Source organism: Blattabacterium cuenoti, from assembly GCF_014252415.1.
Classification (GTDB): domain Bacteria; phylum Bacteroidota; class Bacteroidia; order Flavobacteriales; family Blattabacteriaceae; genus Blattabacterium; species Blattabacterium cuenoti_Y.
The window spans coordinates 1-14,530 of the sequence record NZ_CP059223.1; the positions used below are offsets into that span (position 1 = coordinate 1).

A 14,530-nucleotide genomic window follows, 5' to 3' on the forward strand; every position below is an offset into this window, starting at 1 on the left:
ATGAATAATGAAGCTTTAATAGATTCTTTTTTGGATTTTAAATATGAAAAAAATATAGATAGAGTCAATTTAATGGCAATTTTAGAAGAATCAATAAGATGTGTATTAAAAAAAAAATATGATTCTTCTGAAAATTATGATATTATAGTAAATCCAGATCAAGGGGATTTAGAAATTTGGCGAAATAGAATAGTAGTAAAAGATGGATTACTAAAAGATAGGAACAAAGAAATAGAATTATCTGTAGCAAAGAATATTGAATCTGATTTTGAAATAGGAGAAGAAGTGACAGAAAAAGTTGAGTTACAGTCTTTGGGTAGAAGATCTATTTTATCGTTAAAACAAAATTTATTATCAAAAATTAATGAATATGATAATACAAATATTTATAAAAAGTTCAAAAATAAAATAGGAGAAATAATAAATGTTGAAGTATATCATATTTTATCTAAACATATTCTTGTAAGAGATGAAGAACAAAATGAAATGATTTTACCTAAAAAAGAACAAATTCCTAATGATTTTTTTAAGAAAGGAGATATAATAAAAGCATTAGTAAAAAAAGTAGATTGGAAAGATAATAAACCCATCGCTATTCTTACTAGAAAAAATGAAAATTTTTTAGAAGAATTATTAAAATTAGAAATACCAGAAATTTCAGATGGAATAATTACAATTAAAAAAGTTAATCGTATTCCAGGAGAAAAAGCAAAAATTTCTGTAGAGTCTCATGATGATAGAATTGATCCAGTAGGTGCTTGTGTTGGAATGAAAGGATCTAGAATTCATCCAATTGTTAGAGAATTAAAAAATGAAAATATAGATATTATTAACTATACTTCAAATATACAATTATATATTACTCGTTCTTTAAGTCCTGCAAAAATATCTATAATGGAAATTAATGAAGAAAAAAAATGTGTTAATGTTTATGTAAAGTTAGAAGAAATATCTAAAGCTATTGGAAAAAATGGACAAAATATAAAGTTAGCTACACAATTAACAGGTTATAAAATCAATATATTTAAAGATAATCATTATGAAGATGATGTAGAACTATCGGAATTTTCCGATGAGATTGAAGAAAAAATATTAGAAAAATTTTATAAAATAGGTTTAAATACAGCAAAATCTGTATTAAACTACGAAAAAAAACATTTAATCGAAAGAACAAATATCGAAAAAAAAATTATAGAAAAAATAGTTTCTATATTAAAAAAAGAATTTGAAGGAGAACTAAACAATGTTTAAAATTAAATATTGTTTGTTGTTAAATTTTTATTTTTGTTCTTATTTTATTAAAATATATGGTTGATAAAATCAGACTAAAAACAGTACTAACTAAGTTTAATATATCATTACAAAGAGTAATTAATTTTTTGAAAAAAAATGGGATTAAAATAGAAAATAATCCTAATACAAAAATAGAAGAAAAAGTATATAAATTTATTGTTAGAAAATTTCATAATTATAAAAAAATTAGGGATGCTTCTGAAAGAATATTTTTGAAAAAGAAAAAAGAAAATGAAAAAATTAAAAAAGAATTATTAAGATCAATTAATATAACTAATAATAATTTAGTAAGTAAAATAAATAAAATTGAAAAAATAAATGAAAAATTGAAAGAAAAAAAAATTGAAAAAAAATTACCAGAACATATAGATACTGTATATAAAAAATTAGATGGTGTTATACTAACAGGGGATAAAATAGATCTTTCTAAATTTGAAAAAAAAAAAATAAAATTGAATTTTAAAAAAAAACGAAAAAGAATAAAAAAGGAAATACCATTTAATAAAAATAGAAAAAATAATACTTTCAAAAAAGTTTCAGAAAAAAAATCAACAAAACAAAGAAACAATAGAAAAAATAAGATTACAAACGAACAAATAGAAAAACAAATTAAAGAAACTTTAGAAAAGTTATCCTATAAAGGAACAAAATCAAAATTTTCTAAAATAAAAAAAGAAAAACGTCAAAATAAAAAAGATAAAAAATTAATAGAAAATAAAATAGAAACAAAAAAGGAAAAATTATTAAAATTATCAGAGTTTACGACAGTAAATGAATTATCATCAATGATGAATATTAATCCAACTGATGTAATTATGTCATGTATGTCTTTGGGCATTATGGTAACAATGAATCAAAGATTAGATGCAGAATTAATAACTTTAGTATCAGATGAATTTGGATATAATGTAGAATTTTTAGGATTAGATCTAGAAGATTCTATTCAGGATGATAAAGATTTAGAAAAAGATTTAAAACCTAGACCACCTATAATAACAGTAATGGGACATGTTGATCATGGAAAAACATCTTTATTAGATTATATAAGAAATACCAATGTTATTGCTGGGGAATCAGGAGGTATTACTCAACATATAGCTGCGTATAGCGTAGAATCTAGTAATAATCAGGGTATTACATTTTTGGATACTCCAGGACACGAAGCCTTTACAGCAATGAGAGCTAGAGGAGCTCAAATCACTGATATTGCTATCATAGTAATAGCATCGGATGATCAAATTATGCCTCAAACTAAAGAAGCCATAAGTCACGCAAGAGCCGCTAACGTCCCAATTATTTTTGTTTTTAACAAAATAGATAAACCAAATGCAAATACCAATAGAATAAAAGAACAATTATCAAAATTAAATTTATTAGTAGAAGAATGGGGGGGGAAATATCCAAATCAAGAGATATCAGCAAAAACTGGAAAAGGAATTAAAAAATTATTAGAAAAAGTTATTTCAGTTTCAAATTTACTAAATTTAAAATCAAATCCTAATAAAGCAGCTATAGGTACAGTTATAGAGGCATCTTTAGATAAAGGTAAAGGTTATATAACTACTGTCCTTGTTCAAGGAGGAACTATAAAGTTAGGAGATTATGTTTTAGCAGGAATTAATCATGGAAAAGTTAAAAACTTACTAGACGAAAGAGGTAAATCTATTCCATTTGCTGGTCCATCTAAACCTGTTACTATAGTAGGATTAAATGGAGCTCCTACTGCGGGTGACAAATTTAAAGTTTTTCATAATGAAAGAGAAGCTAAACAATTAGCTTCAAAAAGAGAACAATTACAAAGAGAACAAAATATACGTGCTCAAAAACATCTTACTTTGGATGAAATAGGTAGAAGAATTTCCATAGGAGATTTTAAGGAATTAAAAATTATTATAAAGGGTGATGTTGATGGATCAGTAGAAGCCATTGCTGATACATTACAAAAATTATCAACAAGTAATATTATAATTAATATTATTTATAAGGGAGTAGGACAAATTACAGAATCAGATATATTATTAGCAAGTGCATCAGATGCTATTGTAATAGGTTTTAATGTAAGACCTAATAATAGCGCTAAAAATATAGCAAAAAAAGATAATATAGAAATAAGAATTTATTCAATTATATATAATGTTATTAATGATATTAAAGAAGCAATGGATGGTATGTTATCTCCAAAAATAAGAGAAAAAATTTTAGGAAATGCCGAAATAAGAGAAATATTTAAACTTTATAAAATTGGTACAATAGCTGGATGCATGGTAATAGAAGGTAAATTATTAAGAAAATCAAAAGTAAGATTAATACGAGAAGGTATAGTAATCCATAATGGAGAATTTTTATCTTTAAAACGATTTAAAGAAGATGTAAAAGAAGTTCAAAAAGGATACGAATGTGGGTTAGGATTAAAAAATTATAATGATTTAAGATCTGGAGATCTTATAGAATCTTATGAAGAATTTTCTTCATGAGAAGACAAAAATTAAATAATAAAATTATGTATAGAACACATAATTGTGGTGAATTATCTAAAAAAAATATAAATGAAAAAGTAATACTATCTGGATGGGTTCAAAAGATTAGAAATTTAGGAAATATAATATTTATAGATATTAGAGATTATTTTGGAATTACACAATTAGTAATTAATAAATTACTAATAAAAAATAATATAGGAAAAGAATTTTTAATAAAAATTTATGGAACAGTTGTAGAGAGATTGTCAAAAAATTATACATTATCTACAGGATTCATAGAAATATTAGTATCAAAGATAGAAATACTAAATAATTCACTTCCAATACCTTTTCTTATTGAGGATAAAACAGATGGAACAGAAAAAGATAGAATGACTTATAGATATCTTGATCTAAGAAGATCTATTATAAAAAAAAATTTAATATTTCGTCATGAAATTATATTAGAAATAAGAAAATTTTTATCTTCTAAATGTTTTATAGAAATAGAAACTCCTATATTAGTTAAAAATACGCCTGAAGGAGCTAGAAGTTTTTTGGTTCCATCTAGGAATTATCCTAATAAATTTTATGCATTAGCTCAATCACCTCAAATATTTAAACAATTACTTATGATAGGTGGTATTGATAAGTATTTTCAAATAACAAAATGTTTTAGAGATGAGGATGCCAGATATGATAGACAAATTGAATTTACACAAATTGATTGTGAAATGTTATTTGTAGATGTTGTTGATGTAATTAAATTTTTTGAAAAATTTATAAAAAATATATTTAAATTTAGTAATGTTAAAATAACAGAATCGTTTCCATGTATATCTTACTATAAATCTATTAAATATTATGGTACTGATTGTCCAGATATACGTTTCGGAATGAAATTTACTGAATTAAATATTTTATTAAAAACAAAAAATATTAATGTATTAAATATACATGAATTAGTAATTGGAATAAAAGTAAAAAATATAAATGATATTCATTGTATTATAAATTTAAAAAAAAATAAAATTAAAAATATTATTTGTATTCAACACGTATCAAAAAAAAAATTCTTACTACACAATAAAAAAATATTAAATTTAAAAGAAATATGTATAATATCTAAATTTTTTAATACTAATCCAGGAGATATTATCTTTATATCTTATGGAAAAAAAAATGAAGCTAGATATTTTTTAAAAAAAATACGTGACAAAATAATTAATTATTTGTCAAATAAAAATATTTATATTTATCAACCAATATGGATCACAGAACTACCAATATTTAAAATAGATAATAATCATTATAAATCTACGCATCATCCTTTTACATCTCCAATAGAAGATGATGTACATTTATTAAAAAGTAATCCTCAATATGTTCGTTCTAAATCTTATGATTTAGTTATTAATGGTATCGAAGTTGCCAGTGGATCCATACGGATTTATAAGAAAAATATACAAAAATTAATTTTTAATCATTTAGGTCTTTCAGATAAGGAAATCCAATGTAAATTTGGTTTTTTTATGAAAGCTCTAGAATATGGAGCCCCCCCACATGGGGGAATTGCATTTGGTTTAGATAGATTAATTTCTCTATTAAAACAAGATGATAATATAAAAAATTTTATTGCATTTCCTAAAAATAGTTCAGGGAAAGATATAATGACAAATTCACCGTTATAAAAAATATTTTACTATAAATGTTTAATTTTTTTTATATCGTAAACAAGATTCATTATACAATATAATTGCAGATTGTTTATTTCTCCACCCAATTATTTCAGTTTTTTTATTTTCTAAATCCTTATATACTAAGAAAAAATGTTCTATTTCTTTTTTTTTATGTAAAGGAATGTCATCAATATCATTAATTATATTGTAATTTGGATCGGAAATTGGAACACATATTATTTTTTCATCTTTTTCTTTATTATCTATCATTGAAAAAACACCAATAGGTTTCACTCTTATTAAACACCCCGGAAAAGTACATTCAGTTAAAAAAACTAATACATCTATAGGATCATTATCTGTAGATAATGTATTTGGAATAAAACCATAGTCTGTAGGATAATTCATAGGAGAATATAATACTCTATCTAATCGTATTTGATTATATTTTTTATCAAATTCATATTTATTTCTACTACCTCTAGGTATTTCAATTAAAACATCAAATATTATCATTATTTTATATTTTTGTATTTTGATTAAATTTTTCTAAATATAAAGCAACTTTTTTGACAAATCCACCTCCTAAAACTCCATCTATTACTCTATGATCATAAGAATGAGATAAATAGATTTTATATCTAATTTCTATAAAATCTCCATTAGGATCTTCCATAATAGATAATTTTTTATGAATCAATCCTATAGCCATAATAGCTACTTGTGGTTGATTTATTATTGGAGTTCCAAAAAGATTCCCAAAACTTCCAATATTACTTATTGTATAAGTTCCTCCCTGAGTTTCATCAGGTTTTAATTTATTTGATCTAGCTCTTTTTATCAAATCATTTATAATTTTTACTAGTTCTAATAAATTATAAAAATCTGCATTTTTTATTACAGGTACAATTAAATTACCATTAGACAATGCAGTAGCAATACCAATATGAATATTTTTTTTTATTATTATATCTGTTCCATTTACAGATATATTTATCATAGGATAATCTTTAATAGCTTTTACTATACATTTTACAAAAATAGACATTATTGTTAATTTTTCTCCTGTATTTTTTTGAAAATATTTTTTTGTTTTTTCTCTCCATTTAACAATATTTGTTACATCCGCTTCGACAAAAGAAGTAACATGAGCAGATATTTTTTTACTATTTATCATATGTTTTGACGTTATTTCACGTATTTTATCCATTTTTATAACGTTTTCGTTAAGAAGAGACTTTTTTGTGATAATTATATTATTTTTATCTAATTCTGGCTTATAGTATAATGATTTTGATTTATTTTTAATATAAGTTAATATATCATCTTTAGTAATTCTACCTTTTATTCCAGTACCATTTATTGTTTCTAATTCATACAAATTAATCTTTTCTTCTTTAGCGATTTTACGAACAATAGGGGAATAAAATGTTTTTTTATTTTTTTTATATGATAAAAATTTTTTATAAAATTTATTTGTAGATAAAATGGCTATAACACTTCCTACTTTAACAATATTATTTTGATTATATATTTTTTTTTTTAAAAATCCATTTATAGGAGAAATTATTTCAGAATTAATTTTATCAGTAGTTATTTCTAATAATACTTCTTCTTTTTTGATAAAATCTCCTTCTTTTTTCAACCAACGGGAAATAGTTACTTCATTTATACTTTCACCCATAGATGGAACGGTAAGATTATAATCGCCCATTTTAAATTTATTATTTATTTTTTGTTATATTATAAAAATGAAACTTTATATTTATGTAAGCTCAAAAATAATAAATTCATTTTAAAAAATGAAAATTCTTTCTTTAAATCAAATTAAACAAGCTGATCAATACTGTATTGATTTTGAACCAATTTCTTCTTTAGATCTAATGGATAGAGCATCTAAAAAATGTATCGATTGGATCATTGAAAATAAGAATTTTTTTAAAAAATTAAATTTTCCGTTTATAATTTTATCAGGAAATGGTAATAATGGAGGTGATGGACTTTCTTTAGCTATAAAATTTTATTTACTTGGAATAAATATAAATATATATATAATTAATATTTCAAAACATTCTTCTTACGAGTTTTTGATGAATAAAAAAAAAATATTAGAGTATAATATAAAATATATGGATATATATGAAAATGATAAATATCCTTTTTTTAATGAAAAAAGTTATCTTATTGATGCAATTTTAGGTGTAGGATTAAATAGATCTTTAAATAAATATTGGAAGTCATTTTTTAATTTTATAAATAAAAAAAATTTTTTATCTGTTTTATCTATAGATATTCCTTCTGGAATGTTTATTGAAAAACAAAATGAAAACATTGATAATATTATAAAATCTGATTATATATTAACTTTTCAAACTCCAAAACTACCATTTTTTTTACCTGATTATGAAAAATGTATAAAAGAATGGTTTATATTAAATATTGGATGGAAAAATGAATTTATAGAAAAAATATATACCAAAAATTTTTATATAAATAAAAAAATGATTTTTCACATGAAAAAAAAAAGAAAAAAATTTTCTCATAAGGGAAATTATGGACATGGAGTTATTATAGGAGGTTCATATGGAATGATAGGGTCTATAATTCTTTCTGGAAAAGCTAGTTTTAAATGTGGAATTGGAAAATTAAGTATATTTATTCCAAATTGTGGATATAATATAGTTCAAAATAATATATTAGAAGCAATTGTAAAAACTGATATACATAATAATTATATTAGTAAAATATTTATACCGGATAATATTAATTCAATAGGAATAGGAATGGGGATGGGGGTTAACAAATTTACTATTAATGCATTTAAATTATTTTTGATAGATTTATCTAATAATAAAGAAAAATCTTTTATTCCTATAGTTATTGATGCTGATGCTATAAATATATTGTCAAATGATTCAAATTTATTAAATCTTCTTCCGAAGAACACCATTATTACCCCACATCCTAAAGAATTTAGGAAATTATTTGGATCATGGAATAATGATTTTCATAAATTAGATATTTTAAGAAAAATGTCTAAAAAACATAATATTTATATTATATTAAAAGGTGCACATTCTATTGTTTCGACTCCTAATAACGAACTTTATTTCAATAGTACTGGTAATCCTGGAATGGCTACTGCCGGAAGTGGAGATGTTTTAACCGGAATGATTTTAAGTTTTTTATCTCAAGGATATTCTATAAAAAATTCATGTATTATGAGTGTTTATTTACATGGATTATCTGGCGATTTTGCTGCAAAAACATTAAATGAAGATTCCATTATTGCTACGGATATTATAAACCATATACCAAAATCTATAAAAAAAACTTTTTAAAAAATATTTTATACATACATGTATACAATATAATATTAATAATTATCAAAAAACATATTTGATACAAAAAATCACCATGTTTCGTATAGAAAGTTTTTTTTGAATTAGAATATATTTTATGTGTTAAAATACCTTCTTTTCCATAAGAAATTTTAGAAATTATATTTCCTTTATCATCAATAAAACAAGAAACACCAGTATTAGCAGATCTAGCTATATATTTTCTATTTTCAATAGCTCTCAGACGAGAATAATACAAATGCTGTTTATATCCTTGAGAATTACCCCACCATCCATCATTAGTAATGATTACCATTATATTTGCATTTTTTTTAAAAAATTTAGAAACATATTCTCCAAAAATAGATTCATAACAAATTATAGGAGCTATATTTATTTTTGAATTAGGATTATTAAAAATAAAATAATTTTCTTTTCTACCAAGCTCTATTATGTTACCTCCAAAATCAAGTAATATATTTCCTATTATTGGATATAATATTTTTTTATATGGAAAAGATTCAACTGCTGGAACCAATTTATATTTATGATGATATAAAATATTTTTTTCTTTAGATTTGATTTGAACAACTGAATTAAATACATCACACCATAAATTATTATGATTTTTATTAAAAAATGGGGTAGAAGTATTACTTTTATATTTATGTTTATAAATAGTTAATAATTCTAATCCAACAATAAATATTGTATTTGGTGATTTAATATTAAAATAATCAATAAAATTAGATATTATTTTATTTTCTTTTAAATTATTAGTTAATATTTTATCTTCATTACTATGAAATGAAGTTTCAGGAGCTACAATTAATTTAAATTTTTTTAATAATTCTTTATTCATTAACTTTTTAAATTTAATAATTATTTCTTTATTTGATAATTTATATTTTTGATTATATGGATCAATATTAGGTTGTAATATTAATGTTTCAATAGGTTTATTATATTTTATTTTTTTACAATTAAAATAAACAATATTTGATATTGCAATCATTAATAATACAATGAATATATTAACTAATATATTTTTATATAGAAAAATTAAATTATTATTTTTTTTATATTCAATAATTGAATTTATAATACCAATATTTACAATCCATATCCATATAGTACCTCCTAAAGTTCCTGTGTATTCATACCATTGAATCCATTCTATTCGATTAGAAAATCCATTTCCTAAATTAAGCCATGGCCAAGATAATTCCCATTCTAAATGCATTTTTTCAAATAAGATCCAAAAACATATTAAAAATATATATCCTATTTTTGGTATTTTTACATATTTTTTAAATAATGAATAAATAGTAAAAATAAAAGACATGATTGTAGAATTTATCATAATAGGAATTATATATGCTTCTAAAGCAAAACTCCCATCAGATCTTTTCGCATAAGATAACCACCATGTGGAAATAGAATTCCAAATTAAAAAAGAAATAAAAGATAAAAAAAATATATAGAAAAAATTTTTTTTTGAAAAATATTCTTCTATATATAATAAAGGGACAAATGCAACAAATAGATAAATTGGATTACCATCAGTAGGCCAACCTATACTTAATAAAAATCCAGAAAATACACTATATAAAAAATATTGAGTTTTTTTTATTTTAATTCTATTATAAATGGAGTTGGCGGGATTCGAACCCGCGTCCAAACAAGTAAAATAAAAGCTTTCTACATATTTATCCAAAAAAAAGTTTCAATTTATATTCAGTTTTTGGATTCCAAAATATAAATCTATTATTCAAATAATAAATATTAGAAAATTTTAGAATAATTAATTTCCTAATTTCCTTATTCTATTAAGTATCTTCATAATACAAAAATCATAAGGAATAGATCTTTGTGAAGATATTTTGCTATCAAATATTATGATTATAGCTTCTTATAAATTAAGTTAAGCAGCAAAAGCGTATTTTTTTTCGCCATTTAGTTTTTTGTAATAAATTTTTACGTGCATACTATTACAACTACACGATATGCTTACTTTTATTAAATCATGATGTCAATTTCCATATAACAACCCCTTAATTTAATTGATTTGGCAATATATTAAATTTTTTTCTATTATTAAAATCTTTATATATAAAATTTATCTAAAATTATATTGATTAAAAGCATCTATTCTTATAAGTAAAAATACTAGTATAGTAAAAGATAAAAAAGAAGATCCTCCATAACTAAAAAAAGGTAATACAATTCCAATTGTAGGAAACAAACCCATTACCATTCCTAAATTAATACAAAAATGAACAAAAATAATATTTCCAACTGAATAACCCAAAATTCTACCAAAATGATTTTTTTGCCTTTCAGATAAAAAATATATTCTTCCAATAAATAATAAATAAATAATTATTAAAATTGTACTTCCAATAAATCCCCATTCTTCTCCTACTGTACAAAAAATATAATCAGTATGCTGTTCTGGTACAAATTTTCCTTTTGTTATTGTTCCTTTATTAAATCCTTTTCCAAATAAATTCCCAGATCCAATAGCAGTTTTTGAAAATAATAAATTATATCCTATGTTATCTCTATATTTTTTATCAAATTCATTTTGAAATAGAATATTCACTCTGTCTTTATGATGTGGTTTTAATAATTTTTGAAAAATAAATGGAGAACAAATAGAAAACAAAGAAAATAATAAAAATAAAACAATATATCTATATTGTCTTTTATTTATTAAAAAAAAAACAAAAAAAATAATAAATAAAAATGGAATAATAATGTAGTATGGAATACTTAAAGAAAATAAAAATAATAATATAGAAAATATACAATAAAGTATAAAAGAAATAGGCAAACCTTCTCTATATAAAGTTAAAAAAAAAGAAGAAAAAATTATTGAAGATCCAGGATCAGGTTGTATAAATATTAATATGGATGGTACAATCAATATAATTAAAATTAAAAAAAATATTTTTTTATCGTTTATATTATTCTTATTTAACAAATAAGCAATAATTAAAGAAGTTGATATTTTTGATAATTCGGATGGTTGAAAATTAATAGTTCCTATTACATACCATGATTTTGATCCATTTATATCTTTTCCAAAAAAAAATACACCTATCAAAAGCGATAATGTAATTATAAAAAAAAATGGAGAAAAATTTATATAATGAATTGGTTTAAATATAAAAATTATAAATATTGATATAAAACTAAAAATAATCCAAATTAATTGTTTTTCAGCTTTATCATAAGATACCGAATATAGATTTATATAACCGAAAATAGTTATAAAAATATAAATAATTATAATTTTCCAATCAATTCTATTAATAAAAGTTTTATTTCTTTTTATTATTGATCTTTCCTTCATGATAATTTTTCAATTTTTTTATTCTAGAAATATAATCGTATGTTTTTTTTAAATTTGATTTCATTATTCTTTTCTCAAGATTTTTTCTATAAATATTATCAATACTACGGTTAATATATTTTTCAGCAATAAGACTAGCAATAGGTCCAGCTAAATTAGATCCAAACCCTCCATTTTCTATGATTACAGACACAGAAATTTTAGGATTCTTTATAGGTGCAAATAATATGAATATAGAATGATCTGGTAAAGATCTCATTTTTCGATTAATTTGAATAAAATTTTGAGAAGTCCCTGTTTTTCCTGCCATCCTGATATTATGACATTTAAAAGACTTTCCAGTACCTATCATGAATACTTTTTCCATTCCATTAATGACAGTATTAAAATATTTTTTATTTTTTATTTTAGTCCTAATTTTTTTTTCTTTTAATATTAATTGTTTATTGTTTATCTTTTTTATAAGATGTGGAGAATAAAAATGACCTTTATTAGCTATAATACTAGCTAAGTTAGCTAACTGGATTGGAGTAACATTAATTTCTCCCTGTCCAATACTATTTGATATAATAGTAATAGCATTCCATTTATTTTTACCATATTTTTTATCATAATAATCCCCAGAAGGAATTAATTTTTTCTTTTTATACTTATATGATATTAAATCATATGGAAAATTATAATCAAATCCAAAACTTTTTACAATTTCACTCCATTCGTTAACTCCTTTTCTTAAATTTTTTGGGTATTTCTCTACAATACGTTTATAAACTTGTGCAAAAAAATTATTACAAGAAATTGCAATAGCTTTTTTTACATTTATTGGAAATCGATGACTTGATCCGGATCGACATCTAATTCTTTTTTTACCATATTTAAATCCATTATGACATGTAAAATTAGTTTTTTCGTTAATTACCCCCATATGTAATCCAGCTAATTCTATTAATAATTTAAATGTAGATGCTGGAGAATAACGAGCTTGTATAGATCTGTCAAAAAGAGGATGATTTGGATCATTCATCAATCTTTTAAATTCCTTATTACGATTTTTACCTACTAATAAATTAGGATTACTTATCGGACTAGAAACTAAAGATAATATTTCTCCATTTCTTGGATCGATTGCTACAATACCTCCTTTTTTATTAACCATTAAATCTTCTGCATATTTTTGTAAATCCCAATCAATAGTTAAAGTAACATCATTTCCACTTACAGCTTTTATATTATTTTTTTTATTATTATAACTATCTATAATAGTACCATTTCTATCTCTTAACCAGTAATTAAAACCTTTTTTACCTCTTAAAAATTTTTCACAAGATTTTTCCACTCCTGCCCATCCAATAAAATCTCCAAGTTGATAGTATTTTGATTCATTTTTTATATCATTTTCTGTTACTTCTCCTATATATCCTAAAATATTAGTAGAACTTTTTACATTATAATCTCTAACACTTCGTTTAACCCAATCAAATCCTTTAAACTTATATAATTTTTCTTGTATAGACGCAAATTTTTCTTTTGGAATAAAAGGAATAAATACAGAAGGTAAATATTTAGAATAAGATTTCGATTTCTCTAAATTTTCAAAAAATTTACTTTTTTGTATTCCTACAGTATCACAAAACTCTTTTATATTGAAGTTTTTTTCTTCCATTAAGATTGGAACAATTATTAATTCGTAAATAGATTTATTAAAAACTAATAGTTTATGATTTCTATCAAAAATGAATCCTCTATCAGGAATAATAATTTCCTTTTTTATAGAAGTATTTAAAGCGTTTAATATATATTTATTAGTATAAATTTGTATATAAAATAATCTAGATATTAATATAAAACCTATAGTACCTAATAATAAATAGAAACTAAATAATTTTTTCAATTTTTTGTTTTTCTAAGAAAAAAATAGATAATACATAAAATTGTTGTAAAAACACTACTAAATAATATTTTGAAAAAAATTATTTTACTTATTACAACTGATCCATTTAATAATTCTATCATTAATAATGATATATCATGTATGATAACTAATGAAAAAATATAAAATATTTTTTTTAAAAATGATAAATTATAAATTGAAAAATTTTGTTGATTAAAATTATTTCCATCAAAAAATTTTAAAAAATTATTTCTTAAATAAGCAGATAAAGTAGTAGAAAAAGCATGTGTTCCACCTGTATTCATAAAACAATCTATAATAAAACCAATTAAAAAAGAAAAAAATAAAAATATATATTTATTCCATTTATATGGATAAATTAATATAAAAATAATATATACATAAGAATATACTCCCAAAAATATAGGATGATTAAAAATTGATATTTGAATCAAACAAATGGAAAAAACATAAAATGTTGAAACAACAAAATTTTTTATAAAATTCAT

10 protein-coding genes and 1 other RNA gene are annotated in these 14,530 nt (G+C 21.9%); 4 read left to right on the top strand and 7 right to left on the bottom strand.

What is annotated here, in order from left to right:
* The 3 genes from nusA to aspS are packed head-to-tail and all read left to right on the top strand — an operon-like array spanning position 1 to position 5,443.
* On the top strand, positions 1-1,251 hold the full coding sequence (nusA, locus tag H0H33_RS00005; protein WP_185877893.1) for a transcription termination factor NusA: 1,251 nt from the start codon (positions 1-3) through the stop codon (positions 1,249-1,251).
* Between the two features lie 56 nt (positions 1,252-1,307).
* Positions 1,308-3,767 (top strand): translation initiation factor IF-2, encoded by a 2,460-nt coding sequence (gene infB, locus H0H33_RS00010; RefSeq protein ID WP_185877894.1) that lies wholly within the window; start codon positions 1,308-1,310, stop codon positions 3,765-3,767.
* Positions 3,764-5,443: an aspartate--tRNA ligase gene (gene aspS / locus H0H33_RS00015; protein ID WP_238785600.1), complete on the top strand. Its 1,680-nt coding sequence runs from the start codon at positions 3,764-3,766 to the stop codon at positions 5,441-5,443. The genes infB and aspS overlap by 4 nt, the downstream gene beginning before the upstream one ends.
* 21 nt (positions 5,444-5,464) lie before the next feature.
* On the opposite strand, the gene H0H33_RS00020 is transcribed toward aspS, so the two are convergent.
* Together H0H33_RS00020 and H0H33_RS00025 are read right to left on the bottom strand one after the other, a co-directional pair.
* The gene (locus tag H0H33_RS00020) at positions 5,465-5,950 is read right to left on the bottom strand and encodes an inorganic diphosphatase (protein WP_185878133.1); all 486 of its coding nucleotides are present in this window, start codon (positions 5,948-5,950) and stop codon (positions 5,465-5,467) included.
* Between the two features lies 1 nt (position 5,951).
* Positions 5,952-7,145 carry a dihydrolipoamide acetyltransferase family protein gene (locus tag H0H33_RS00025; RefSeq protein ID WP_185877895.1) on the bottom strand — a complete coding sequence of 398 codons (1,194 nt, stop codon included), beginning with the start codon at positions 7,143-7,145 and terminating at the stop codon, positions 5,952-5,954.
* Positions 7,146-7,233: 88 nt separating this feature from the next.
* On the opposite strand from H0H33_RS00025, the gene H0H33_RS00030 reads away from it, so the two are divergent.
* Entirely contained in the window at positions 7,234-8,772 is a 1,539-nt protein-coding gene (locus tag H0H33_RS00030) for an NAD(P)H-hydrate dehydratase (RefSeq protein ID WP_185877896.1), read from the top strand.
* Here H0H33_RS00030 and lnt read toward each other — a convergent pair.
* The 5 genes from lnt to mreD form a co-directional block, all read right to left on the bottom strand.
* The gene (gene lnt / locus H0H33_RS00035; protein ID WP_238785601.1) at positions 8,753-10,453 is read right to left on the bottom strand and encodes an apolipoprotein N-acyltransferase; all 1,701 of its coding nucleotides are present in this window, start codon (positions 10,451-10,453) and stop codon (positions 8,753-8,755) included. The genes H0H33_RS00030 and lnt overlap by 20 nt on opposite strands.
* Positions 10,420-10,826: a transfer-messenger RNA gene (gene ssrA, locus H0H33_RS00040) on the bottom strand. The genes lnt and ssrA overlap by 34 nt, the downstream gene beginning before the upstream one ends.
* A 65-nt stretch (positions 10,827-10,891) precedes the next feature.
* Entirely contained in the window at positions 10,892-12,130 is a 1,239-nt protein-coding gene (rodA, locus tag H0H33_RS00045) for a rod shape-determining protein RodA (protein WP_238785602.1), read from the bottom strand.
* Entirely contained in the window at positions 12,099-14,021 is a 1,923-nt protein-coding gene (mrdA, locus tag H0H33_RS00050) for a penicillin-binding protein 2 (protein WP_185877897.1), read from the bottom strand. Before mrdA ends, rodA begins: the two co-directional genes overlap by 32 nt.
* Complete coding sequence (gene mreD / locus H0H33_RS00055) at positions 14,018-14,530, bottom strand: rod shape-determining protein MreD (protein ID WP_185877898.1); 513 nt, start codon at positions 14,528-14,530, stop codon at positions 14,018-14,020. The genes mrdA and mreD overlap by 4 nt, the downstream gene beginning before the upstream one ends.